The sequence below is a fragment of the Photobacterium proteolyticum genome, from assembly GCF_001939735.1.
Lineage (GTDB): Bacteria > Pseudomonadota > Gammaproteobacteria > Enterobacterales > Vibrionaceae > Photobacterium > Photobacterium proteolyticum.
In genome coordinates this window covers 77,260-101,604 of the sequence record NZ_MJIL01000096.1, presented here as the reverse complement: position 1 = coordinate 101,604, position 24,345 = coordinate 77,260, and the positions used below count along the sequence as shown (strand labels likewise).

21 protein-coding genes and 1 tRNA gene are annotated in these 24,345 nt (G+C 47.0%); 12 read left to right on the top strand and 10 right to left on the bottom strand.

Features of this window, described 5'->3' with window-relative positions; genetic code table 11:
• Positions 1–1,057: 1,057 nt before the first annotated feature.
• From BIT28_RS25355 to BIT28_RS25345, 3 genes are all read right to left on the bottom strand, one after another.
• Positions 1,058–1,132: transfer RNA gene (locus BIT28_RS25355), tRNA-Gly, on the bottom strand.
• A 220-nt stretch (positions 1,133–1,352) separates the two neighbouring features.
• Positions 1,353–1,535, bottom strand: coding sequence for a hypothetical protein (locus BIT28_RS25350; RefSeq protein WP_075767743.1), 183 nt, complete (start codon positions 1,533–1,535; stop codon positions 1,353–1,355).
• A gap of 158 nt (positions 1,536–1,693) precedes the next feature.
• Positions 1,694–3,892 (bottom strand): glycosyl hydrolase family 18 protein, encoded by a 2,199-nt coding sequence (locus BIT28_RS25345; protein WP_083652153.1) that lies wholly within the window; start codon positions 3,890–3,892, stop codon positions 1,694–1,696.
• 571 nt (positions 3,893–4,463) lie between these two features.
• Here BIT28_RS25345 and BIT28_RS25340 point away from each other — a divergent pair.
• The 3 genes from BIT28_RS25340 (at position 4,464) to BIT28_RS25330 (ending at position 7,481) form a co-directional block, all read left to right on the top strand.
• Positions 4,464–5,363: a chemotaxis protein gene (locus BIT28_RS25340; RefSeq protein WP_089153720.1), complete on the top strand. Its 900-nt coding sequence runs from the start codon at positions 4,464–4,466 to the stop codon at positions 5,361–5,363.
• A 242-nt stretch (positions 5,364–5,605) separates the two neighbouring features.
• On the top strand, positions 5,606–7,087 hold the full coding sequence (locus tag BIT28_RS25335) for an FMN-binding glutamate synthase family protein (RefSeq protein ID WP_075767742.1): 1,482 nt from the start codon (positions 5,606–5,608) through the stop codon (positions 7,085–7,087).
• 88 nt (positions 7,088–7,175) lie between these two features.
• A complete protein-coding gene (locus BIT28_RS25330; RefSeq protein ID WP_075767741.1) occupies positions 7,176–7,481 on the top strand; it encodes a hypothetical protein in 306 nt (101 codons plus the stop codon).
• Positions 7,482–7,537: 56 nt separating this feature from the next.
• Here the strand turns inward: BIT28_RS25330 and BIT28_RS25325 are convergent, their stop codons facing one another.
• The gene (locus BIT28_RS25325; RefSeq protein WP_075767740.1) at positions 7,538–9,967 is read right to left on the bottom strand and encodes a response regulator; all 2,430 of its coding nucleotides are present in this window, start codon (positions 9,965–9,967) and stop codon (positions 7,538–7,540) included.
• 79 nt (positions 9,968–10,046) lie between these two features.
• Between BIT28_RS25325 and BIT28_RS25320 the strand changes: the two genes are divergently transcribed.
• On the top strand, positions 10,047–10,805 hold the full coding sequence (locus BIT28_RS25320) for a substrate-binding periplasmic protein (RefSeq protein WP_075767739.1): 759 nt from the start codon (positions 10,047–10,049) through the stop codon (positions 10,803–10,805).
• An 89-nt stretch (positions 10,806–10,894) separates the two neighbouring features.
• Here the strand turns inward: BIT28_RS25320 and ribA are convergent, their stop codons facing one another.
• Entirely contained in the window at positions 10,895–11,947 is a 1,053-nt protein-coding gene (gene ribA / locus BIT28_RS25315) for a GTP cyclohydrolase II (protein ID WP_075767738.1), read from the bottom strand.
• Positions 11,948–12,237: 290 nt separating this feature from the next.
• Between ribA and yjjG the strand changes: the two genes are divergently transcribed.
• The gene (gene yjjG, locus BIT28_RS25310) at positions 12,238–12,921 is read left to right on the top strand and encodes a pyrimidine 5'-nucleotidase (RefSeq protein ID WP_075767737.1); all 684 of its coding nucleotides are present in this window, start codon (positions 12,238–12,240) and stop codon (positions 12,919–12,921) included.
• A 403-nt stretch (positions 12,922–13,324) separates the two neighbouring features.
• Entirely contained in the window at positions 13,325–14,614 is a 1,290-nt protein-coding gene (gene brnQ / locus BIT28_RS25305) for a branched-chain amino acid transport system II carrier protein (protein WP_075767736.1), read from the top strand.
• Between the two features lie 96 nt (positions 14,615–14,710).
• Here the strand turns inward: brnQ and BIT28_RS25300 are convergent, their stop codons facing one another.
• From BIT28_RS25300 to hdfR, 3 genes are all read right to left on the bottom strand, one after another.
• Positions 14,711–14,893 (bottom strand): restriction endonuclease subunit S domain-containing protein, encoded by a 183-nt coding sequence (locus tag BIT28_RS25300; protein WP_075767735.1) that lies wholly within the window; start codon positions 14,891–14,893, stop codon positions 14,711–14,713.
• A 61-nt stretch (positions 14,894–14,954) separates the two neighbouring features.
• Positions 14,955–15,116, bottom strand: a complete 162-nt coding sequence (locus BIT28_RS29740) for a hypothetical protein (RefSeq protein WP_175577612.1) — start codon at positions 15,114–15,116, stop codon at positions 14,955–14,957.
• A gap of 279 nt (positions 15,117–15,395) precedes the next feature.
• Positions 15,396–16,256, bottom strand: coding sequence for an HTH-type transcriptional regulator HdfR (gene hdfR / locus BIT28_RS25295; RefSeq protein ID WP_075767734.1), 861 nt, complete (start codon positions 16,254–16,256; stop codon positions 15,396–15,398).
• Positions 16,257–16,416: 160 nt separating this feature from the next.
• Here hdfR and BIT28_RS25290 point away from each other — a divergent pair, with 160 nt between their 5' ends.
• The 6 genes from BIT28_RS25290 (at position 16,417) to BIT28_RS25265 (ending at position 23,177) form a co-directional block, all read left to right on the top strand.
• Complete coding sequence (locus BIT28_RS25290) at positions 16,417–16,764, top strand: MaoP family protein (protein ID WP_075767733.1); 348 nt, start codon at positions 16,417–16,419, stop codon at positions 16,762–16,764.
• Between the two features lie 134 nt (positions 16,765–16,898).
• Positions 16,899–17,927: a glutathione synthase gene (gene gshB / locus BIT28_RS25285; protein WP_075767732.1), complete on the top strand. Its 1,029-nt coding sequence runs from the start codon at positions 16,899–16,901 to the stop codon at positions 17,925–17,927.
• Complete coding sequence (locus BIT28_RS25280) at positions 17,911–19,893, top strand: flavohemoglobin expression-modulating QEGLA motif protein (RefSeq protein ID WP_075767731.1); 1,983 nt, start codon at positions 17,911–17,913, stop codon at positions 19,891–19,893. Before gshB ends, BIT28_RS25280 begins: the two co-directional genes overlap by 17 nt.
• 160 nt (positions 19,894–20,053) lie before the next feature.
• Positions 20,054–20,467, top strand: a complete 414-nt coding sequence (locus BIT28_RS25275) for a hypothetical protein (protein WP_083652151.1) — start codon at positions 20,054–20,056, stop codon at positions 20,465–20,467.
• A gap of 64 nt (positions 20,468–20,531) precedes the next feature.
• Positions 20,532–22,634 (top strand): protein-disulfide reductase DsbD family protein, encoded by a 2,103-nt coding sequence (locus BIT28_RS25270; protein ID WP_075767730.1) that lies wholly within the window; start codon positions 20,532–20,534, stop codon positions 22,632–22,634.
• A 3-nt stretch (positions 22,635–22,637) separates the two neighbouring features.
• A complete protein-coding gene (locus BIT28_RS25265; protein WP_075767729.1) occupies positions 22,638–23,177 on the top strand; it encodes a protein disulfide oxidoreductase in 540 nt (179 codons plus the stop codon).
• A gap of 97 nt (positions 23,178–23,274) precedes the next feature.
• Here the strand turns inward: BIT28_RS25265 and BIT28_RS25260 are convergent, their stop codons facing one another.
• Both BIT28_RS25260 and BIT28_RS25255 read right to left on the bottom strand, forming a co-directional pair.
• Complete coding sequence (locus BIT28_RS25260; RefSeq protein WP_245823880.1) at positions 23,275–23,790, bottom strand: aminoacyl-tRNA deacylase; 516 nt, start codon at positions 23,788–23,790, stop codon at positions 23,275–23,277.
• A gap of 131 nt (positions 23,791–23,921) precedes the next feature.
• Positions 23,922–24,320 carry an NlpC/P60 family protein gene (locus BIT28_RS25255; RefSeq protein ID WP_083652158.1) on the bottom strand — a complete coding sequence of 133 codons (399 nt, stop codon included), beginning with the start codon at positions 24,318–24,320 and terminating at the stop codon, positions 23,922–23,924.
• Positions 24,321–24,345: the final 25 nt, after the last annotated feature.

Here is a 24,345-nt window from a genome sequence, read left to right as displayed (position 1 = left end):
ATCAAGATGAAAGTAGCTCTCCTAAAGTCTTGCTGCGAACGAAATGACAAATTGAAATTACTCTTGACCAAGAGCGCCATTGATATTGCTATATCAGTGTATTGAAAACCTCAACCTTGTCGTCCGAGGCTTAAGGATCCCCAACGCCCGAGGCTCAGGAATCCCCACAAAATCCCCATTTAGATCAATAAGTAGGAGCGTAATTTATCTGAAAATCTCTTGGTTTCATCACAAACATAGAAGATTGAAAACAAAATGCATGATACTCAATTGCAACACTAACCTTCAAACAATCAAAGCGATGGGCCAGAAAAACCAATAGATCTAGTAATCCTAATAGCACGAAAATACTCATGATTTTGTGGGGATTCTCCATCGCCCGAGGTAAACTGAACAGTTCCAGACTGTAAAGCTTCTTCATCCACATAACAGGTGAGTGAGTTTCGATCTCTGAGGGCTTGATTATATTCTTTCCGTCGTGAGTTCAGGAAGTTGCTTACTTCACCTATTCCAGTACTCCCTCCAAGTAGAGATACCTTGAGGCTAAACGAATTTATCATCTAACGCGGTAGAACTATTTTGTTCGAGCTATGGGCTTCAGTTGACTTCCATAGTTGATAGGGTGAGCAGCCTCCATTGGTCTTGATATGAGGGACATGTTCCGTCACTTTTTGTCGTCTAAAAAGCTTTAAAAACAAAAGGCTCTATGAAAATCTATTAGGACTTCGCAGGCACATGTCCCCTATCATTAAACTTGGTGTCTAAGACCTAGCATAGTCAATATACAGTACTTAATCAGTCAGATTAAGTGATACCTGATAGGCATACAAACCATCAAGTATGATTCAGTTCAGATTATCATTGCCCTATTCTTCAATATGCCTTCTGTCGTCACGCTGATGATTACTACAATTAAGTGAGTCTACGTAAACAGTGGTTTTGGGCTAATTTCCATTGATAAAATCAAAGAACTAATCTACGAGCTGAAGAATTTACCGTATTTTTACCGTATACAGAAAAGCCCACACCTAAGTGTGGGCTTTTCTTGAAGAATTCTTGGAGCGGGCAGCGGGAATCGAACCCGCATCATCAGCTTGGAAGGCTGAGGTAATAGCCATTATACGATGCCCGCTTTATTAATATCACTAAGTGTGTAGTGATGTTCTGCATCTAACATGTTCATAATGTCCAGAATGTGCTTTGAAATAAAGCATTGATTTTCAAAATATGACGCACATCACAAAACACCAAGCCAAACGCTTATTAAACAACCACATAGCTTCAATTTCATCTTAAACAAAACGAACAAAAGCTGGCACAGGGCCAGCTTTTGTAAAAGTTTCTCTATCACACTATTTGCTTGATGGGTATTCGCCTTCTTTACCTTTTTGTGCCTTGTTGCTTACTGTCCAGTGCTCATTAGGATCATAACTCTCGTCGCAGATATCCAGAGAGAACCCCATATCAACAATCTCTTTTAATGTCAGGTTATCAGCAAGCTTAGCAATATCTCCTGACTTGTTACGTAGCTCCATAGTCGCCTACCTTCATCAAATGTCCAACGCCCAAGTGACATCTTAAATATAGTGCTGCCTATTACATTTGTCCTGCCGCCAGTCATTCAGGCAAGGCAAATAGCCCTGCATTTGCAGGGCTATCATCGGTTAGTGACTATTTACTTTAGAGATTGGCTTCAGATTTGCTGCCAAACCATGCTTTGATCCGGGCGCTCACCTTTTGTCCACCACTTGGCTTTATATTTCACGCCATTGTAGGTAACAATATCGCCACCAACGTAGACGGCATTAGGATCCCAAGTCGTTGCTGCGTCTACCGTTACTGTCACAGCAATCGTTTTACTTGATTCTGCCTGGCCGTCCGACACAGTCACAACAAGATTAACCACGGTCTCTGCCGATACTGTTGGAGCAACGAAGGTAATATCAGCACCTGTCGCAGTCGTGGCCACTGTGCCACTAGATACCGTATACGACAACGCGTCACCTTCAGCATCATCTGCCGCAACAGAGATCACGACTTGTTGGCCGCTGGCTACTGTAGCCGTTGCTGGTGCCGTCAGTACAGGAGCAGTATTACCACCCACTCCGGTTCCTTTCACATTCACCGCCACATTCTTCGTTACACTCTTGCGGCCGTCTGTCACCTTGACGGCAACAACTTCTTGCAAATCAGTCGCTGTATTCGGAGCCTGATAGGTAACCGTTGCACTGCCATCGCCATTATCGACAACGGTGGCATTGGTTGCGCTGAAGGTCAGCTTGTCACCGACATCCGCATCGGTTGCAGAAACAACGAAGCTGATCACCTGACCGGAGTTAGCCGACTGGGCCGCAGGGACAGTTAGTACAGGCGCATTATTTGGTACCGTACCAGCGCTGAATACACGATCAACAGCCTCGGCAAGTGGCGAGCTTAGCTTGGTACACTCCTTAAGGTTAGCGCCATGGTTAATAAAGGTGCCCTCACACTTAATATCACCATGGACCTGCCAGACAATCACACCACCCAAGTTGTTATCGACAATGTACTGGGCCTTCTTCTCGATAGCAGGTACATCATCATAGCTAAGGAAGTATTTGCCTTTCACCGCATACGGTACTTCGGCATTGGCATCCCACTTATGCTCCCAGCCAGGCTTGTTCATGATGTAGTTATAGTTTGGCTGCCCTTCGAAAGCTTTCCAGTTATCCATGTCTGCCGCTGAATTTGTCGGACCATCGACACTGAAGTTGACGGTACGTTTCTCGGTCGGGGCACCGACATACGCCACTGGCTCGGTCGTTTGTACACCACGGCCATAAAACGCAGCACCAAAGTTAATTTTGTTTGAAGGAACGCCTTTGGCTGCCATCCAGTTTCGCAGATAATCGAGGTTGAATTCAGCGAATTCTTCCTCCGGATATCCGTATAGCGGCGAGTTATGTCCGGCTACATTTGACCATCCACCGTTAAGGTCGTAGGTCATCATGTTGAAATAATCCATGGAGGCAACAAGGCGGGGCCAGTTATAACCCTCAAGTTTATTCGGTGCAGCCGAGAAAGCAGCCGTTAGCAATTTGTTCGGGCCAATTCGCTCGCGAATATCTTCCATCAACTGTTCGAAATCAGCAAAATCTCGCGGACTACCCGGGAAATTCATACCGCCGCTTCCCGGGAATTCCCAGTCAATATCAATCCCGTCAAAGCCTAATGCCATCAGCTTATCGACATCAGCCAGGAAGCGTGCTTTCTTGACTGGGTCTTGCGCCGTTTCAGGGAAGTGTTTCGACATACTCCAGCCACCCAGAGATGCCATGACCTTCACACCTTTAGAATGGGCTAGATCGATAAGGCCTGGTGCACCGCCTGCTTTTTTCAGAGGGATTGGGAACTGTCCTGTGATGCCTGTCGGCTCATGTAACCAGCCATTTCCATGCTGTACAAAACCTTGGTTTTTAACCTTGAGGTATTGCTCCTGATTCCATGGTTCGTTGACCGGGAACTGGTGAACATACTCAAGCTCACCCCAAAGAATATGGAAATCCCAGCTAGAATAAACATCTGGGTGGAGCAGAGGTCCGGGTTCCTGAACAGCCGTCGGTTGATAGATGTTTTTATTTCGTAAATCACCACTATGCAGCGAACCGTCTTTAGCAACACCAAAGAATGAGAAGTTGAGGATAGAGTAAATATCCATATTTACGTTCAGGTGGGTGGCCTCACCTTTGACACTAAATCCTTCGTTCGGCCCCTTCCAGGCTTCCCACTGGGTGAGGTAACCGATCACATTCTTATCATGTGTCGGTGCCGCCTGAGCGGTACTGGCTACCCCTGTTAACAACATAGCGGCAACAGCGCCGGCAACTTTGCTCAGGTTCAATCCCTTTTTCATGTTTTACTCCACGTCATCATTACTAAAATCATCCGGGTACGACTTTTTGTTATCGAGACCCACAAGTGACTCTTTGTTAGCTGCATTCAGGCATGGTTTACGTTTACACAATCAGAAGCTATTTGCCCTACAACAAAGAAACCATCGTCCGAAAGCCTCTCTCCTAAGAGTTCGTAATCATTGTTAGTGAAGTTTTTTTGTTTCGCGAAAATTATTGAAAAATTTTAATAATACTTCTAGGAAATATGTGCAATTTTTGTAAACAAAATGGCATTCGTTCTAATTACATTCCAAGTAGCCAGATATTTAGCTCCATGATCAGACAAAACCAACAAGATGATTCATAAAACCAAATAAGATCCACAAAAAAGTATGACAAATGATAATAAAGTAATTTAAAACACGGCATTCTATAAAGGAATCACCGCTATTTGTTCTGTATTCACTATGCCTCACAGTTCTCATAAATTTACAACAAACTCAATAACATCAATTCCTATTAACGTCATAAAAAGCTACTATAGTGGATTATATATCTGAGTAATTTCTAACGCGCTTACAGGGATTGAAAATGATCAAAACCGCAACGAATCAATCTCAGGGAATGCTGCTTTTTCAATTAACATCGCTCCAGTCTTTTGCTATTGGAACGCTGAAGGTAAAAGAAATTGTCCCTTATACGCCTTTGACGGCTATTCCGCATTCACACCCGACAGTATTAGGGGCTGCCAATTTGCGTGGCGACACATTGCCAGTGATCGACATGGCTAAGGCCGTAGGTTACCCGCCGCTCAGCAAAGAGGAATTGAAAGACTGCTACATTATCATCACTGACTGTCGCCGTATGCTTGTCGGTTTTTTGGTACGCGGCATCAATAAAATTACAGAATGTAACTGGCACAACATTGATGCGCCACCAAGCGCGCTGGGAAGCAATGTATTTGTCACCGGCGTTATGAAAGTCGATAACAAGCTTATTCAGCTGCTTGATGTCGAGTTACTGCTCTCGAAAGTTTTTCCAGATACGCCAGACAGTCTGCATCCAGTACTCACCGATGTTCAGCGCGAGATCCTTCGCCCGCTCAAAATATTGCTGGTTGATGATTCCGCTGTGGCTCGGCGCCAGCTATCTCAGGCGCTTGATAGCATTAGTATTCCCTACTTCATTGCAACCAACGGCAGTGATGCACTTAGCATGCTTGAGCATGCGGCTGATGTTGGCAGTCCGTTCGACATTTTGGTCAGTGATATTGAAATGCCTGGGCTCGACGGCTATGAGCTTGCTTTCGAGGTCCAGAATAGCAGCAAACTCAACCATGCCTACATTATTCTGCATACTTCTCTATCGAGTGAAATCAGTGTTTCCCAGGCTCACCAGGTCGGTGCTCACGAAGCACTCACCAAGTTTGAAGCCAATGAGCTTATTCATGCCATGCTACGCGGGGCAGAAAAAGTCAGCGCGACTGCTTAGTATCGGTTTCACCGGCTCCCTCTTAATTACCAGGGCACACACCGTGCCCTCTTTATCCTTTTGAAATAATCTCTCCCCTGCCCGTTCTTTATACCAACAAACAAAATTCAACTAGGTTTAATGCAGCTATTGAATTTATAGCCAAATTGCATCTCGCTAACTTTAAGCGCGCTCAATCAGTGGATATCGAAAAGGAATACACGTGTACCTGAACCACAGCACTAACAGTAAAGAGGTAAGCTATGGGTGACTTTATTCTACTGAGTATCGATTTTCTCTCCGGCCTGTTCATCTTCACCCTTGGGCTGGGCGGGCTACTTGTTATTTACATGTACATTGTCGACATCCGGCAACACAAGCATGCCATACGACACAACTACCCTGTTATAGGCCGCTTTCGCTATCTGTTTGAAAAGCAAGGAGAGTTCTTCAGACAATATTTCTTTGCCATGGATCGTGAGGAAATGCCCTTCAACCGGGCTGAACGTAGCTGGGTCTATAAAGCCGCAAAGAATGTTGACCGCACCCTTGCTTTTGGCTCTACCCGTAGCCTGGACCCAACAGGTACCATCATGTTCATGAACTGTGCCTTTCCAACTCTGGAAGAAGATGCAGTCAAACCTGCCGCCGTGACAATTGGCGAGTCCTGTCGCATTCCCTATACCACCAGGTCAATCTTCAATATTTCCGGTATGAGCTACGGTGCCATATCCAAGCCAGCGGTCAGGGCGCTGTCAAACGGCGCTCGCCTTGCCGGTTGCTGGATGAACACCGGTGAAGGAGGCCTTAGCCCTTACCACCTAGAGGGTAAAGCCGACATTGTCTTTCAAATTGGTACGGCCAAATACGGTGTTCGAGACGAAAACGGCAACTTAAGCGCAGAGAAGCTTCAGGAAATAGCTTCGCACCCAGAAGTGAAAATGTTCGAAATCAAAATTAGCCAAGGAGCCAAGCCAGGAAAAGGCGGTATGCTACCTGGTAGGAAGGTAACAGCAGAAATCGCCCAAATTCGCGGTATTCCCGAAGGACAAGACTCTATTAGCCCCAATGGCCATAACGATATCCGATCTGTTGGTGAACTTCTGGACAGGATCAATCAGATCCGAGAAATAACCGGCAAGCCCGTCGGTTTCAAGGCTGTTTTCGGCTCACTGAAATGGTTCAACGATCTCCTCGATGAAATAGAGCGAAGGGGAGCGAAAAGTGCCCCTGACTTTATTACCATTGATAGTGCCGACGGTGGTACCGGTGCCGCCCCTCAGCCTTTGTTGGACTATGTCGGTCTGCCGCTCAAGGAAAGCCTCCCTCTTGTTGTCAGTTTACTAGAACAAAGACAGCTCAAAGGTCGGGTCAAAATCATCGCCTCCGGTAAGTTAATTACTCCATCGAAAGTCGCCTGGGCGATAGCACTCGGTGCCGACTTTGTAGTATCTGCCAGAGGCCATATGTTCGCATTGGGCTGTATTCAGGCTCTGCAATGTAATAAAGATACTTGTCCGACGGGGATCACAACCCATAACAAGCGGCTGCAGCAAGGCCTCAACGTCGAAGATAAAACACAGCGGGTGGCTAACTACAACAAATATATCCACTACGGCATCGGGCTAATCGCCCATTCATGTGGCGCTAGCAATGTCAGAAAACTGAATAAATCACATATCAGGATCGTTACGGAAAACGGCCTGTCGGTTGCCCTTGAAAAACTCTACGAAAATCACCGTTAAACATGGACTGTTTGACGGTTCTCTGACATTAAAAAAATCCTGATATGGCAAAGTTGTCCTACAGCCAAGCAACATTTGTAGGTCCAGCATGATAAAGCGCGCTCTCTTTACTCTTCTCCTTCTCGGAGCATCAGCCAGCTCACTGGCTTCCCCTGAGCTACTCTCTCCCTCTGAAGTTGAATTTGGTCAGTTTGAACTGATCGAGACAATAGAAATTCAAGGAGATATCGAAGACAGCTTGTTACGATTGGTGGATTCAAACCTGAAATACAAAGACTCAGATTTTTACGTCATCCAGGACATTTCGGAAGATGCACGCCAGGATACGCTTACTGTCGTCGTTAACTTGTATAACCATAGCGCTAACTATAGCCTTTCCCGGCAAGCAGCATAATATTGCCGGGAGCGATATCCGCTCCCGGCTTAATGCAATCGACTCACGCTGCTAGGTCAGGATGATGACCAGTACTTTTCTAACATTGCTGCCAACATCTGCTGGCTTACAGGCTTCGATACAAAATCATCCATACCCGCGTCATAGCACTTGTCTTTTTCTTCTTTCACCACATTGGCCGTCAGGGCAATAATCGGTATTCGCTTCCCCTCTGGTTCTAATTCACGAATTGTCGCTGTGGCTTTAAACCCGTCAAGTACCGGCATTTGGCAATCCATGAAAATAAGATCAAACTCTTCCTTACTGTATTTCGCAACGGCAATCTGGCCATTATCGGCAATATCAACCTTAGCGCCTAACTTCTCCAACATCATTTGGGCAACTTTCTGATTGACCACCGTATCTTCTACGACTAAGACCCTAACCTGCCTATTTTCATGTTTATCGTCCTGCTCCTGCAACATCATCAGTTCAGACGAGGTGCCGGATGAGACATCTGAATTTCCAGCGGTTTTATAACGAGAGGATTGTTTGCTAGCCCGTAAATAAGCCTCAGGCATTGTTTGCATTGGCTTAAGAAGCTGTTGGTTGTCAGACACAGTCAGCAAATCATTATCAAGTTCTGTCATATCAATGTCATTGCTTCGGACAACCTGCTGGACGGCCCATTTTAAATTGGCTTCTTTGTATGGCCTCGCCAAATATGAACGAATCCCGGATTTTCTGGCTTTTTCTTCGTCTCCGACTTCTGGTCCTGCCGAGATCATCATCATTTTCGGGCAACGAGCTGCAAATTGAATCCTAAGTTGCTTAGCCAATTCAAAACCATTAATTTCCGGCATGATTTTATCAATCACGATCAAGTCATAGGGCTTTTTAGTGCGAATCGCTTGCAACACAAAGTCCGCAGCCTCGGTGGCATTTTCGCAACAAGTCGATTTCGCCCCGAAATTACTCAATTGGGCAGAGGTGATCCTCATATTTAGCATACTGTCATCGACGAGGAGCACCGAAAGATCCGACAGCAACTTGACGTCAGCACTGGAGGCTGTCGGCAAGATATTTTTTTCCAACCTAAGTACGAATGAAAACTTACTGCCTTTACCGGGTTTACTGCTTAGCTCCAGCTCTCCGCCCATCAACCGAATGATCTCGCGACAGATAGCGAGCCCAAGCCCGGTACCACCATATTTTCTGGTAGTACTACCATCGGCTTGCTGGAATTTCTCGAAAATAGCCTCGTGCATCTCAGCCGGGACACCGATACCGCTGTCAGACACTTCAAACCTGACCGAGACGGACTTGTGATCTTCATCTTCACGGTGGATATAGAGGTTAACGAATCCTTTTTCAGTAAACTTGATGGCGTTGCTAACCAAATTATTTAGTACCTGACGAAGCTTGGTCGCATCACCCAGCAGCATCGGGCTGATATTTCGGTCAATCGAGCAGCGGAAAGCCAGACTTTTCTCGGCCGCCCTTACCAAAAAGACAGATTCCACCTCTTTATTCAGCTCGAACAGATTCAGTACATTATGTTCCAGCTCAAGTCGACCAGCTTCTATTTTCGAAAAATCCAAAATATCGTTAATAAGATCCAGCAGCGAGAGTGAAGAGGTATTGAGCATATTCACATACTCTTTTTGCTCCTGTGGCATATCCATTTCTTTCATCAGGCTGGATAGACCAATGATCCCGTTCATTGGTGTGCGAATTTCATGGCTCATATTGGCCAAAAACTCGCTTTTCTTACGGTTGGCTTGTTCCGCATATTCCCGCGCCTCTTCGAGCTGATAATAATGCTCGCGGATCCGTTCTACAGATTGGTTATAGCTGTTCGACAAGATGGACATTTCGTCTTCAAACCAGCGCTCACGCAGATGAATCGCCTTTGGCACCTTGTCAGCATCAAACTCACTCACAGTACGAGACATTTGAGTCAACGGTTGCACGACCAACCGGTACATGATCAGGATAATGAAGACGGCGATAACAAAGATTTGAACCGCCTGGCTTAACAACAGCAGAATAAACTTGTCTATCAATCCCTGATAGACAACATACAAGTCAGACTGAACAGTTAAAGTCGCCAGGTTATACTCTTTGTTACCAAGCTTGTAAACCATGTCCCAAGACTTCTGGTGCATGTATTTAGGCAACTCTGAGCCAATTCGAATAATAGCACCGTCACTGTCAGTGATTTCTAAATAATGCAGGCCGGGTAAATGCATAATGCCTTCAGCCTGGGTGGCCAACTGCTCGCGATCTTCCACCCATAAGCTAGATACCAGGCTTGAAAGGTAACTATCTTCAATTTGGACAAATCTTTCTTCGATAGCCGCCAAGTCCTGCTTGTAATCAATGTATAGATTCAAGCAAGTCGTAAACAAGGTAAAAAGTGAGCTAATTAACAAAATTGAAAAGAGAATTTGCCTAGCTATGCCCATTTTCCGCCTGGGCTTTATTTCCTGATACGTTTTATTCATCCTTAAACTCGCATCTTATCCTTCTTCTACTAACATAATAATAGCTTCTTCAACTGGATAGTTAAGGTAAGGACACAAAATGAATAAATTTTTCCCTATTGCAACCGCATTAACGTTATCTTGCTCAAGCTTTGCAATAAATGCGGAATCTATTAATTATTACGTCATCGCCAAGCAGGCCAGTCCGTTCCAAATTGAGAAAGGAAACGATAATCATAGCGGTATTGTGACGGATATCGTCAGGGCTATCTTTAAAGGCAGCCAATATGACATTAATTATCATACTTACCCTTTTAACCGAATGATTTCGCTACTCGAAGCAGGCGGAAAACCCAACTGGGTCACCTACGGCAGCCCTGGTTGGGGAGGCGTTCAGGCTGAAAACTTGTCCGACATTCCAATTTATAACGTCAAGCACGTACTGGTTAGCAGCAACAAGGATCCATTTGAATTCAACTCAATGCAAGACATGAGTGACAGGGTTGTCGTATTACTGCATGGCTTTGACTATCCACAACTGACGCCTTACTTCGAATCTGGAAACGTCGAAGAGCTAAGAGTTAAAGATTACAGCGCGGCATTTCGTGTGATCAAAAAGCTCCCGGGGGATACGGCGTTTGTCGAAATGGAATCACGAGTAAAATATAACCTGTCACAGCAAAACCAGAACTTATCTCAATATGAGATACAACCCTTCAGCTCTGTCATTCCTGACTATCCAATTTACCTCGCTTTTGATCCAAAAATGGACAAAAACATGCAGAGCTTTATAAATTCAAAACTAAAAGAATTAAAAACCTCAGGAGCTATTGATGATATTGTTAAAAGCTACTTCTGATGATTGGTAGTTAATTACCACGTTCATAATAAATTAAAAAACGCAGCGTACGCTGCGTTTTTATATTCTTTTGTTCGAATATATAACAACTACTTTATAAATTCCTCGTCAAACATATGCCCAAGTTTTGACGCCTTCGTTTTCAAGTAGTTTTCATTGTGAGGATTATTACCTTCCTGCAAAGGAACCCTTTTGTCTATATTAATTCCGGCGCTGGTCAATGCTTTTACTTTTATTGGGTTATTCGTCATCAACTTGACCGATTTAATATTTAGAAAACTCAACATTCCCCGGCAGAAAGAATAATCACGCATATCCGCAGCAAAGCCTAATCGCTCATTAGCTTCTACCGTATCTGCGCCGTCATCCTGGAGATGATAGGCGCGAATTTTATTAATTAAGCCTATACCACGCCCTTCCTGACGCAAATAAAACAAGACGCCACTGCCGGCTGTGACAATATTCTCCATTGCTCTGGATAACTGGAAGCCACAATCACACCGGGCACTAAACAGGGCATCACCGGTCAGGCATTCCGAGTGCAAACGGATCAAAGGCGGCGAATCCGGATCCAGTTCGCCATAGACTAGCGCCAAGTGTTCCTTACCGGTTGCCTGCTCAATAAAGCCGTACATCTGAAAGGTTCCCCACTGCGTTGGAAGCTTAGCACTATCAACAAAGTGGACAAGATTAAACGGCTCCTTCTTCGCAAAATAATCGCGCACATCCATCAGAATCTTACCAAGCTCATTGCGGCCGCTTCCGTCCCCGCCATCTCCCCAGAAGTCATCTTTATGCGAATGCTCTTTAATTACACTGTCGCCCGTACTGACAAGCAAATGCGCCAGACGAGGGTTTTGGCGGAACTTCTCAAATACAATGAACCGCATCACCGCCGTGCGAACGTCCATCCAGTCTTCTTTTACCTTGTCGGCATATTGGCGACTTAAGCTAAATGCCAAGTCTGGTGTTTCCGCCTTTAAAATCTGCTGCTGAATCTCAGGTTCAACAAACTTCTGCGCCTGATAGTAATGCTCACTTGTTGGCCATACAATATCACTTAATGTAATAGGACTAGACGCGAAGTTTGATAAGAATCCGTGGCTTTCATTTGGCTCATAGAACTGTATTTCATCAACCATTCAATGTTACTCCTTAGCATTAGATTAAAGAAACAATTGCAGATCAGCGGAGGCTCTCCTTGCCTTTATTTCCATACTCCCAAGTATAGTTAAATAATCAGGATAGCAAGCAAGACATTGTAATTAAGCGCATATAACCACTTATGGGTATATCCAAAAAGACAGGCAGATTAAGCCTACAGCTTCATATTCAACTAGCATTTATGCAATTAAGAGAGAAAATTGAGTATTAATTGCGGTATTATCTATCCACACCAACCTGATGCGAACCAAAGATCGGAAGAAAATAAATGAAATATAAGTGGATACTCTTTGATGCAGATGAAACCCTTTTTCACTTTGATGCATTTCAAGGACTGAAATTGATGTTTTCGCGTTTAGGTATCGAGTTTACCCAAGACGACTATGCAGAATACCAACGAATCAATAAGCCCCTCTGGGTTGATTACCAAGATGGTGTCATTACAGCTCAGCAACTACAAAACATCCGCTTTCAGACGTGGGCAGAGGAGCTCAAGGTTACAACACAATTTATCAACAGCGCTTTTCTGACCGCAATGGCCGACATTTGTGCCCCGCTGCCCGGCGCCAAAGAATTGCTGCACAGCCTTCAGGATCGGGCAGAGTTAGGGATTATCACCAACGGCTTTACAGAACTTCAGCAAGTTAGGCTCGAGCGCACCGGCTTCCAAGACTACTTCTCGACATTGGTCATCTCGGAACAAGTCGGCATCGCGAAGCCAGATCGCGGTATCTTTGATTTTGCCCTAGCCCAAATGGGGCATCCGGACAAAGATGAGGTCCTGATGGTGGGTGACAACCCGCACTCAGATATTCTGGGTGGAATAAATGCCGGTATCCATACTTGCTGGCTAAATACCCATGGTCATCAGGCTCCTGAAGGGATCAAGCCAAATTACCAAGTTTCCACACTGAACGAACTCAACAAGCTATTAAGCCACAAATCAGCCTAACGCCAGGCAGCAAGCGGCATATTATCCGGATGCCGCTCCCCACTTTCTAGTAATTACTTTAATATCAATCACTTAAATTCAGAACCAAAGCGGGCAGAATAATAGTCTGAGTTACCAGTACATATGCAGTACAAAATAAATCTTTACATCGATCAAAACCCACATTATGTTAATCCCACTTATTCAAACTCCAAGTGTGTAGTATGCGCAACTCAATGATTAATAATCAGTCCGATTGCCCGCAAGTTTTATCTTGTTCAGCTTCCTGCGCACTTGTCTCTGTCGTCGTCGTCATTTCCTGACGCTGACGGCTTTTGTTTTTCGTCAGCCTGGCTGGCGGAAACAGAGCACCTAACCACTCTTTTCTAACCACCCAGCTGACACAAGACTGAAGGTGGTTCCATTGAAAAAAAGAGATATCACGGCCATTGGCTTTACAACCTTTGCACTGTTTCTAGGTGCAGGTAACCTTATATTTCCCCCAATGATGGCCCAGCAAGCCGGCGAGAACTGGCTCAGTGCGATGCTAGGCTTTCTGATCTCGGCTGTCGGCCTGCCTGCACTGACTATTGTCGTTCTGGGGCGGCTCTCTTCTGCCAACAAACTCACCCAGGCTCTCCCACCGTGGTTGGATCGCACATTCTGGCTTATGGTTTTTATCACTTTAGGTCCGGCTTTCGTACTACCCCGCGCGGTTACTGTCGCCTATGAAATGGGACTCAAGCCATTTGTCAGTGAAAGTTACCTTCTGCCCTTCTCCGTCATCTTCTGTGCAATGTGCCTGATACTGGCACTTAAGCCGGGCAGGCTCGTAGACATCATCGGCAAGTTTATGACACCGGCTCTGATTGCCATGCTGGGCATACTGGTTATCACAGCCATTTATAACCCCCAGGGTTCGACGACCCAGGCGATTGCTGCCTATCAGCAGGCTCCGCTGGTCAATGGCCTGCTAGAAGGTTATATGACATTGGATGCGATAGCAGCCGTGGCTTTTGGCTGGGTGATCATCCAGGCTATCAAGGAAAAAGGGATCACAGACCAAGCGGGTATCCAGCGCTACAGTTTTTTCATCGCAGGTATCTATATCGTATTGATGAGTACTTGTTATCTGGCTATGGGCTACCTGGGAGCCAGCTCTTCATCGATTGCCGCCGAGGCCAGCAATGGTGGCGCAATTTTGACTCTCTACTCAGCGGCAATACTCGGCCCTGTCGGCCAGGTACTACTTGCTGTTATTACCCTGACTGCATGCCTGACAACCGTCATCGGGCTGACCAATGCCAATGCCGAGTACTTTAAGAAAACCTACCGGTTGCCATTTGCAAAAACGGCCACTGCCGTTATCGTACTGACCGCTCTTGTGGCCAATGTCGGACTTGAGCAGCTTATTTCGTTCAGTCTGCCTTTGATCCTCGTTCTCTGCCCTATCGCAATAACCCTTGTGCTCGCAGCATCTTTATCACACGCAGCGAACCATCACTTGAAGTACCTGGTGTTTACGGCCTTTCTATTTGGCAGTATCGACACTGCTGCCGTACTCGGTATGGTGAGTGGTTCGCTTGACCAAGCTCTGCTTCAATGGTTGCCTCTCTATAGCAGCCACCTAAGCTGGTTGTTACCTTGTACTTTGCTACTGGGCTACCAGTCTTTCAGTTTGAAATTGACAAAAAGCCAGCAGCCCGCTTTTTGATAGCTCGTCAACGCGACTATCCTTCGAAAATGAAGCATAAAAAACGGCCCCTCTTAACAGAGGGGCCGTCAGTCATTCAGAGTTCCAGTATCGATATTAGCTATCTTCGTCGATAACTCGCTTACCCGTCATGTACTCTTCAAGCAATTCGGGTGTTAGCTCACCGGCTTCTTCCAGGCGCTTCAACGTTTCGACGATGCGCTTTTGCTCTTCGATTGAAGGGATCGCCAATTCTGGCTCTTTTTCGATATCGGTCGGGATATTTAAGTTCTCTAGCATTGCACAGCTCTTTGATGATTCATATAACTGCCACCATTATACCGCAATCCGCTAGCAATAATTAATAGTTATAGTCGTCGTACTCTGTATACTCTTCACGCTGCCTTGCAATACGGCGCTTTTTCTTCTTTGACTGCTGGTTGAAATCTCGAAAATCATCATCCAGATCGAATTTATGTTTGGACTTAGATCCTTTGCTGAATTTTTGATCAAACTTTGCCATGCTCGTTTCCTGACACATATCCAGAGTATAAAAAGTTCGGGGTTGTCACTGGTAACAATCTGCATATCTGTTGCTATCGCCACCAAGATTTACCGAATAGTAATAGTCATTTATGACAGTAATGCTAAAATTTAGCGTCACAGAGAGAAATATTTATCAGCAGTCAACAGCTCGTGATCCGAGACACATTGAGTACTAGCTTCTCCCTGCGCGAAGAGTAGAGAGGATTCTGGCACCTGTACAACAAATAATATTGCACATCATAAACAGCAAAATCGATTAAACGCTTTCGCTCACCTGGTTAAACGGTACGCCAAGCATAGTTTGGAGCAAAGGCAATTTATCGTTATCATCGCGCCAGACCAGAAATAAAGACTGCTCCATTACCGGCGCCCCGGCAACAGGGTGTAGCTTACCCTCTTCAACACTCTGGGCGACGACAGGAGACGGCAAGAAACCAGCCGAACGGCTATTAAGCATATATTCCAATGCCATTCTGCTGGAATGAGTATGCATAACCGGTGTCTTTTGCAACTCGCTAATACGGCTATGTTCTACTGAGAAACGAGTTCCCCAGTCAAGAAACACCAAGGGAAGCGAATTCAGATCATCCATTGTGCAGTCAGGCACCCGAGTTACCAACTGCAGTTGAAAATCCCGCACTTTGGTCACCTGTAAATTATCAATTCTCGGCGGCTCACTGGTAATTGAAACATCAATACTCTTATCGAGCAGACGCTTTGCCATACTCTGACGAGGTACGGACTCCAGTCGCAACGACAAGCCTTCTTCAGCCTCATAAATCCGGTTGATCCAATCAGATATTCCATCAAACTCCCAAAACATCGGTGATGCGCCTATTGTCACCTGTTTCGTCAAGCTATCTGACAGCGCAACGTCCTGCTTTGCCCTACCCCAGGTTTGCAAAATAGCCTCGGCATAGGGCTGCAGGCGCTCGCCGGCTGCCGTTAGCTGAACATTGCCACGCTGCCTCGAAAACAGATCATTACCCAGCTGAGATTCCAGTTGTCGAATACGAAAACTCACCGCCGACTGGGTGAGAAATAAGTTATCTGCCGCCCTGCCGAAATGCCGTGTTTTCGTCACTTCAAGAAACGTCCGGAGTAATTCAGTATCCAAATGAGTTCTCAATCTTTAAAAAAGGAGGAAATGGCGATAGTACACCTTCGCTTCCTTTTATTTTAATCAATTATTTTTATCGTCACGACGAAAATACTTTGTTTTACAACTTTGACCTTGTGCATGACTATCTGCGCAAATCTCATCAGGAAGCAATTTAATGAGAAGTGAAGGCAAATTTTACGACGATAAAAATTTCCCACGCGGCTTCAACCGATCTGGTTTTTTCACTATCAGTGAAGCAACGTTGCTACATAATTATGGCCGCACCATGAAAGGGCTGTCAGAAGGCTCTCTCAAGGCAAGCAGTGAACCCGAACGTCAGTTTCTCGCAGAGATACGTGGCCAACTTGACGTCCGGTCCGACTTTGCCAAATGCTGGCTCAAATATATCCATAAAACGACCCAGAAAGTAAGAAGCTATACCTTGTGTGTTTCTCAACGAAATCGGTCCTATTGCTTCGATGACGATAACGAAAGCGACATCGAGAACGACCTCGATTACTAATGAACGCTTGAAACAACCGGACAACGGTTTCTCACCACTCTGAACGCTAAATACTGATTAGGCCATCCACAACTGTGTGATGGCTTAGTTCTTTATTGCCTGTCATTCGTGACAGCTCTTTTGGTAATACTTGTATGAAAATTTGTTTTGTTATGTATCCGTGGGACAAAGTTGAAGCTGAAACAGACTCAACTCTGCGCCTTATTCACGAAGCGGCTAGCCGTGGTCATACGGTTGCGATCACGACGCCCAATAACCTGACTATGCGCCACAGCACAGCGATTGCATTTTGCAAGGTCTTAAAAAAGGGCGACGTATCAAACAACATTCCGAGTTTTTACCGCCGGGCTGAATTTCGTAAAGCACAGCTGCCACTGGCAGGCTTTGACGTGATCTTCATGCGTGCCAACCCGCCGCTGGACACCATGGCGCTGAACTTTCTCGACTCGGTGCGCGATGACACATTCATCGTAAACGATATCGACGGATTGCGCGTCGCCAACAACAAGCTTTATACCACCTCGCTGCCGGATCCGAATAACGAGTTTATTCCAGTTACTCACGTTTCAAAGAACCGTGAGTACTTGGAACGGGTATTAGACGAAAGCCCTAACGCGCGAATGATCATGAAACCGCTTAACGGCTATGGCGGTAAAGGGGTCATCCTGGTTGAGAAAAGCGCGAAGTCCAGTGTGAAGTCACTGCTCGATTTCTACATCGGCGAAGACAAAAACTACGTCATTCTCCAGGACTATATCGAGGGCGCCGAAGAAGGTGATGTGCGCATCATGATGCTCAATGGCGAGCCAATCGGAGCAATGCGCCGGGTACCGGCAACGGGCGATGTACGCTCAAACATCCATGCTGGCGGCAAAGAGGTTAAGCACACCCTGACCAAGCAAGAGCTTCGACTCTGCAAACATATCGGCCCCAAACTGGTGCGTGACGGCCTGTATTTTGTTGGTCTTGATGTCATCAAGGGCAAGCTGGTCGAGGTGAATGTACTGAGTCCGGGCGGGATCACCCGTATCAACCGCCTGAACCGGACCAAGTTACAGCGCGAGGTGATCGACTTCGTTGAGAGTGTCGTTATCGCTAAAGAAATTGGCATTGCCCGAAAAAATGAATACCGTCAGGTGATTGCTGATGCTGCGACTTACTGAAACAGAAGTGCTGGAGAAAATCCGGCAGCGTGTTCCGTTCGAAGCACAGCTTAGCGACGGCAGCTTGGTTATCCGGATCAGTGAGTATCAGCCTTATGTAGCTACAGCCATTCATCACGGTCAACGCCTTCGCGGTGATCTGGCCGACAAGTGCTACCTGAGCGAAGTGGAGCGGTACTATGAAGAAGACCCCTATACCGGTGACTTTATCTCCTCACTGCCAATTGTCCTGCAGGGAGAAGATTCTCGATACGAGTATGATCTTAACCGCCCGATCGAGAGCTGCATCTATGAAACGGCCTGGGGAAAGTCAGTCTGGTCTGAGGATATAACCGACGATGAGCGTGCCGTGTCGATCAGCAAACACCAGTGCTATTACCGCATATTGGGGTGCTTGGTCGACTCACTCGAGAGTCAGTTTGGCCTGTGTCTACTGTATGACATTCATTCATACAACTACCAGCGCATTGAGCATGCAACACCAGTATTTAACCTTGGCACCAGCCAACTTAACAAGCGTAAGTGGCATAAGGAAATTGAACTCCTGCTTGGGTTTCTTAATGATGTCGAACTACCAAACATTGAAGTGAATGCCGAAGTGAATTCAGTATTCAAAGGCCAAGGCTATCAGGCAGCTTTTATAAAGGAGAATTTTGCCAACACGCTGATCTTGCCCATCGAAATCAAGAAAGTTTTCATGAATGAAATGAGCGGCGACGCTTTCCCGCTGGTTATCGAGAAGCTTAAAGAAGCCATGAAGACGGTGATCACCGAGCATGCGGCTGCAACCATACAGCGTCGTACCAAAGCGAAGCGCCTGACAGGCAGCCATATATTATCATCGCAGCTGCCACGCGAGGTGATCAAACTTGACAGGCAACTGTTTTCATTGGCCCGGGGCATCAATACGCTGAGCTATATCAACCCGACTAACCTTAAACAGGAAAAGCGACGGTTTCTTCATCGGCCGCATGACTACCTGCCAGGGTTTACCTATCGGCAGCTTGATATTGATCCCTATAAGTTCAGGGAGCAATTATATCGGTTGCCAGTTGATGAGATCCGCGATGCCGACATCCAAAAGATGTATCGCCGGGTTATTGACCAGCTGGCGGTCAGGATAGACCTGCTGACCAGCATCGGCCATGAGGAGTTCTTGTATAACTCACTGAAATATTACGGCCAGCCAGATCAGCAGGATATTGCCAATGCGAACTTTATTCTCCATGCCAGGGAGTATCAGGAGCAAGAGACTCCTAGCATCAGCGCGTCTGACGCGATTGGCATGTTCAAAACGGCTGCAGAAGAGTATGGGATCTCGTGCAAGATTGTCGGTTCAAAGCAGCTAATTGCACGAGCTATGGTGAGCGGGCGACACATCAAGGTCAATATGAGCTGCCAGTTCTCACCAACCGATCTCAATGCACTGATCCACCATGAACTCGGTGTGCATATGGTGACCAGCGTCAATGCCGACAAGCAACCGCTGAAGGTGCTCAAACTCGGGCTACCGGGTAACACCCATACGCAGGAGGGACTGGCTATCTTGTGCGAGCATCTGTCGGGCAGCTTCCCGTTGCACCGACTCAAAACACTCGCGTTACGGGTGATAGCCGTTGATAAGATGGTTCGAGGCGAGAGCTTTAACGAAACATACAACAGTCTGGTGACAGAGCACGGCTTAAGTTCGGATGATGCATTTACTATCACAGCAAGAGCCTATCGGGGAGGCGGCTTTACCAAAGATTACCTCTACCTGAAAGGGCTCAGAGATGCACTGATCTATTATCGGCAGGGAGACTTGGCCTCATTATTTGTCGGCAAAACAGGATTTGAGTTCAAGCCTCTGCTGGATGAGCTAATCACCCGGGAGATATTACATAGGCCGGATTATCTTCCCAAGGCACTGACACAGGTTGATAACAGCGATCCAGTCATCAACTTTATGCTCAACAGCATAAAGTGAGTACCCGCAAAATCATACGCAGCTGCGGTTTGGTAATCATTGCTGCGTATACCTGCCTCTCGACAACGACCTATTCAGTCCATACACACTGCACTATGGGTTTCTGCTCCCAACTTGCAGTCAGGCAGTAAAACAAAGAAAATGTGCCTGAATCGAAACTATGGCCAACTTGGACAGTCATAGCTTCATTGCAGCGCAGGGGATCTATATGGGTCGCAAGGTAAGTCGTCACCAAAGTGCTAAGTGGTCATTATGGTTAGTATTACTGGTTGTCTTTGTCTGTTCCGGACAAAACATCGGGATGGTTTCCTCGTGCCCGCTTTATACCCAGACAAGCCTGGACTCGCACCATGATCTGGAGACACCCTCCCACGCCGTAGAAAAGAAGTGTGATTTAACCGACCATCTGCTCCAGCTTCACCAGCAGTCGCTGGATCATGCCCTGATCAGCATCGGAATACTGTTGCTGCTGATAACAATGTCTATCGGTAATCCATTTCACGTTCCGCTGCTAACCGAACCTATAACGCCCTCCCGGCGACGGCACCTTACCCTGTGTGTATTCCGAGAATAACACCGATCACCCGTCGACATTCGTCGCTAAAAATTGGATATCAGGTTTATTTGGAGTACATACATTGAAAAAACAGCTTTCTTCTCTACTGGCGTCTATAGCACTGCTTGCCACGCTAATAGCATCATTACTGCCCCTTTCGGCACAGGCCATCGAATACAACACCGGCTGGCTTTCGAACCCGCAGCACCCGCCCGTAGAAGTCAGATACATGCTAACGGGACAAAGCGACCCACAGGCAAACACCGTCGAGGCCTTGCTTGAAGTCAGGCTCGACACCGGCTGGAAAACCTACTGGCGGAGCCCCGGCGAAGGCGGCGTCGCACCCAGCATCGACTGGGATCTGTCCAACAACCTCGAAAACATAGACTGGCACTGGCCGATGCCAAAACGTTACGAGTTTCTCGGTGTCGAAACGCTCGGTTACAAAGAGCACATCGTGTTTCCAATGACCCTTCATGTCGAGGATATGGGCAAACCTGTCTTTCTGTCAGGCAAGCTCACCATGTCATCATGTACCAACATCTGTGTGCTGACTGATTATGAGATAACGCTGGACTTCACCCCGTCCAAGCTAAGTGCCTCCCAGGAAGCTATGCACCTGTATAATCAGGGCATGAGCCAGGTACCTAAACAATCAAGCGTCATTTCACTGGATCAAATCTCCTGGGATGCAGGCAGCCGGACCCTGTCTGTTGTCGCCACCAACCCTCAGGGATGGCAACAGCCCGACGTATTTATCGACGGTAGCTCGCAGCAGGCCATCGACTCGTCGTTTCGTACCCCTTCAATCCGCATTGACGGCAATCAGCTCATTGCCCAGCTGGAAGTCACCAGCTGGTTTGGTACACCGGATCTGCTCAGTCAGACATTGAATGCGACCATCAGTGACAATGACATCGCCGTAGAGATCCCCGGCCTCGTCACAGATTTGCCGATCCCTGTAAACAGCAGCGCAAGCCTGCTCGAAGTTATTGCCATTGCATTGCTGGGCGGACTTATTCTCAATGTCATGCCTTGTGTACTTCCGGTACTCGGCATGAAACTCAGCACTGTGATTTCAGCCAAGACACTTCAACAGCGTCAAATCCGTACTCAGTTTCTTGCATCGGCAGCCGGTATTCTTGTCTCCTTCTGGCTGCTCGCTGGCTTTCTGATCGTATTAAAACTCTCGGGCCAGGCACTGGGCTGGGGAGTGCAATTCCAGAGTCCCTACTTCATTGCGGCAATGGTACTGATCACCGGCTTGTTTGCGGCCAACATGTTCGGCCTGTTCGAAATCCGCCTGTCCAGCAATACCAATACCTGGCTCGCCTCTCGCGGTGACAGCTCCTATGCCGGTCATTTTATACAAGGCATGTTTGCCACCTTGCTGGCCACGCCCTGCAGCGCCCCGTTCCTGGGTACTGCCGTGGCATTTGCGCTCGGCGCCGATATCATTACGCTGATCGCAATATTTACCGCACTAGCTATCGGTATGGCGGCTCCCTGGCTGATTATTGCCGCTTTCCCGACAGTTGCCAGACTACTGCCTAAACCCGGCCCGTGGATGAACAAACTGAAAACCCTGTTCGGCTTTATGATGCTGGCAACCAGCCTGTGGCTGCTTAGCCTGATGGCTAATTTCTTTAGTCTCTGGCTGGTCTCTGGTGTCGGTGTCGTACTCGTTATTGCTCTGCTATGGCGGCTGGGCAACGTCAAAGGTCGCAAGCCTGTTATTCTGACTCTGGCATTTCTGCTATTTGGTACTGCTGGCAGCTTGCTCCTGGGCAGTGTAACCGCCGACCAGTGGGCCAAGCCTCTTCCAGCAGATCATGCCTGGCAGCAATTAGACACCAAGCAGATTGCGCAGGCGGTCAGTCAGGGGAGAACAGTGTTTGTCGATGTGACCGCCGACTGGTGTATAACCTGTAAAGCCAACAAGATTGGTGTATTGCTGCAAGATCCTGTCTACTCTGAACTCGGAAGAAGTAACATTGTTCTGATGCGTGGTGACTGGACCAGGCCGTCTGAATACGTCACAGGCTACCTTCAGTCCAACGGACGTTTCGGTGTGCCGTTCAATATTGTCTATGGCCCGAATGCACCACAGGGGATCCCGCTACCGGTTATTTTAAGCAGCGAAGAAGTCATGCAGGCGATACAGACAGCTGGCGGGCAGGAATAATTAATGGACGAGCAGTCTACATCATCTCATAAAACAGCGAAGATAAGGCGGAGGACCAGGTACTGGCTAAAAGAAGCTGTGTTGGTCATTATTATGTTTGTCGCCTTCAGCACCTTGATGGACTACTGGCGAAGCCAGGATATGCCGGAAGGACACATTCCTCAGCTTGTTCTCCAAACAACTCAAGGCAAGCACATCGACCTGGTTACCCTAAGCCATGAGAAACCTGTGATGGTCTATTTTTGGGCAACATGGTGCCCGGCGTGTAAGTTTGTCACCCCGACCGTTGACTGGATGAACGATCACTTCGAGGTCGTCACCATTGCCCTGTCATCCGGTGACAACAGACGGCTCAATGCCTTCATTGAAAGTCATGACTATTCGTTCAGGGTAATCAATGACAACCGTAGCGAACTGGGGCGCGAATGGGGAATAGCTGCCACCCCGACAGTCGTCATCATCAAGGAAGGAAAAATAACCTCTGCCACCACCGGTTTCAGCACGCCACCGGGGCTATGGTTCAGAATGTTGCTTAACCAATAAGCTACACAATAAACACCCGCCAGATTGACCAATCTCGCGGGTGTTTTCCTCATCACAACACGTACATTATCTTGTCAGCCAGCTAACAGCTAAATGATTATTCCCAATCCCAGCCTCTTCGGCTCTCCTGCTCTTGAGAAAACATCATCCGATATCCACTGATATTTTCGTGTGGAATATCATGCATCACTTTATGGAACTGCTTGTTATCCAAGTGGATCAAGTTTTCGTGATCCCCTGACTCGATGTAGAGTTCATCTTGCTCAAGCAATAGGTCATCTACCAACATATTTACCTTGTAAGCTTGTCCTAATGAAGGGACAGCCCCAGGATCGCAATCCTGAAAGATCTCTGGTAGTTCGTGCTCGCCGATCAAGAAATACTGTTTACCCATCATCCGGCCAATCTTGTCAATCATCACCCGTCGGTTAGACGGAACAACTGCCATCAGGTATTCACCATTTTGGTCCTTGAGCATGACAGCTTTCGCCACCTGCGAAGTCGGGACATGCGCAGAGATAGCAGAACTGAAAGATGTGTCGGTATGACGGTGCTGGGTAAGGCTAAAGTCCACATTATGACTATTGAGGAATTGCCCTACTGTAATTGCCATGGCCATAATCACCTCCAGGAAATAATTCCTACAGCAAAAGTATGGGAGGCGTTGGCCATTTTTGCGAGAACACGAGCTCACTTTTACGTGTAAAGCCGCAAAAACATCTATTAGTTAGTAGATCGGAACTCTTAGTAGATCGGAACCCTTCGCACCTGCCAAAAAGCACGGCGCCAATAAGGATTAGCCAAACTTGAAATCATCACCCCCTGCGACGTGGAGGCATGAAGAAACTCGGCATTACCGAGATAAATCCCGACATGCCTCAGACGCCGACCTGTTTTAAAAAATACCAAATCGCCCTCTTTAGCGTCGGCTAGCGGGATCCACCGCCCCATTCTCGCCTGTTCCCCTGTCGTTCTCGGCAGTACCTTGTTAAACACATCATAATAACCCACTTGAACAAACGCCGAGCAGTCAATACCGCGCCTACTCTTTCCGCCCAAGCGATAAGGTGTTCCCTTCCAGCTTTCGTAAACCCGATTAAATGTCGGGGCTGGAGGCGCAACCATTACAGGTACTACACGCATCTGAGGGCGATTCAGCGTTTCGGCC

Excerpts from the sequence above, each read along its gene's own strand:
- BIT28_RS25350 (WP_075767743.1), bottom strand. The coding sequence starts at position 1,535 with ATGGAGCTACGTAACAAGTCAGGAGATATTGCTAAGCTTGCTGATAAC.
- BIT28_RS25345 (WP_083652153.1), bottom strand. The coding sequence starts at position 3,892 with ATGAAAAAGGGATTGAACCTGAGCAAAGTTGCCGGCGCTGTTGCCGCT.
- BIT28_RS25340 (WP_089153720.1), top strand. The coding sequence starts at position 4,464 with ATGATCAAAACCGCAACGAATCAATCTCAGGGAATGCTGCTTTTTCAA.
- BIT28_RS25335 (WP_075767742.1), top strand. The coding sequence starts at position 5,606 with ATGGGTGACTTTATTCTACTGAGTATCGATTTTCTCTCCGGCCTGTTC.
- BIT28_RS25330 (WP_075767741.1), top strand. The coding sequence starts at position 7,176 with ATGATAAAGCGCGCTCTCTTTACTCTTCTCCTTCTCGGAGCATCAGCC.
- BIT28_RS25325 (WP_075767740.1), bottom strand. The coding sequence starts at position 9,967 with ATGAATAAAACGTATCAGGAAATAAAGCCCAGGCGGAAAATGGGCATA.
- BIT28_RS25320 (WP_075767739.1), top strand. The coding sequence starts at position 10,047 with ATGAATAAATTTTTCCCTATTGCAACCGCATTAACGTTATCTTGCTCA.
- ribA (WP_075767738.1), bottom strand. The coding sequence starts at position 11,947 with ATGGTTGATGAAATACAGTTCTATGAGCCAAATGAAAGCCACGGATTC.
- yjjG (WP_075767737.1), top strand. The coding sequence starts at position 12,238 with ATGAAATATAAGTGGATACTCTTTGATGCAGATGAAACCCTTTTTCAC.
- BIT28_RS25300 (WP_075767735.1), bottom strand. The coding sequence starts at position 14,893 with ATGCTAGAGAACTTAAATATCCCGACCGATATCGAAAAAGAGCCAGAA.
- BIT28_RS29740 (WP_175577612.1), bottom strand. The coding sequence starts at position 15,116 with ATGGCAAAGTTTGATCAAAAATTCAGCAAAGGATCTAAGTCCAAACAT.
- BIT28_RS25290 (WP_075767733.1), top strand. The coding sequence starts at position 16,417 with ATGAGAAGTGAAGGCAAATTTTACGACGATAAAAATTTCCCACGCGGC.
- gshB (WP_075767732.1), top strand. The coding sequence starts at position 16,899 with ATGAAAATTTGTTTTGTTATGTATCCGTGGGACAAAGTTGAAGCTGAA.
- BIT28_RS25280 (WP_075767731.1), top strand. The coding sequence starts at position 17,911 with ATGCTGCGACTTACTGAAACAGAAGTGCTGGAGAAAATCCGGCAGCGT.
- BIT28_RS25275 (WP_083652151.1), top strand. The coding sequence starts at position 20,054 with ATGGCCAACTTGGACAGTCATAGCTTCATTGCAGCGCAGGGGATCTAT.
- BIT28_RS25265 (WP_075767729.1), top strand. The coding sequence starts at position 22,638 with ATGGACGAGCAGTCTACATCATCTCATAAAACAGCGAAGATAAGGCGG.
- BIT28_RS25260 (WP_245823880.1), bottom strand. The coding sequence starts at position 23,790 with ATGGCAATTACAGTAGGGCAATTCCTCAATAGTCATAATGTGGACTTT.
- BIT28_RS25255 (WP_083652158.1), bottom strand. The coding sequence starts at position 24,320 with ATGCGTGTAGTACCTGTAATGGTTGCGCCTCCAGCCCCGACATTTAAT.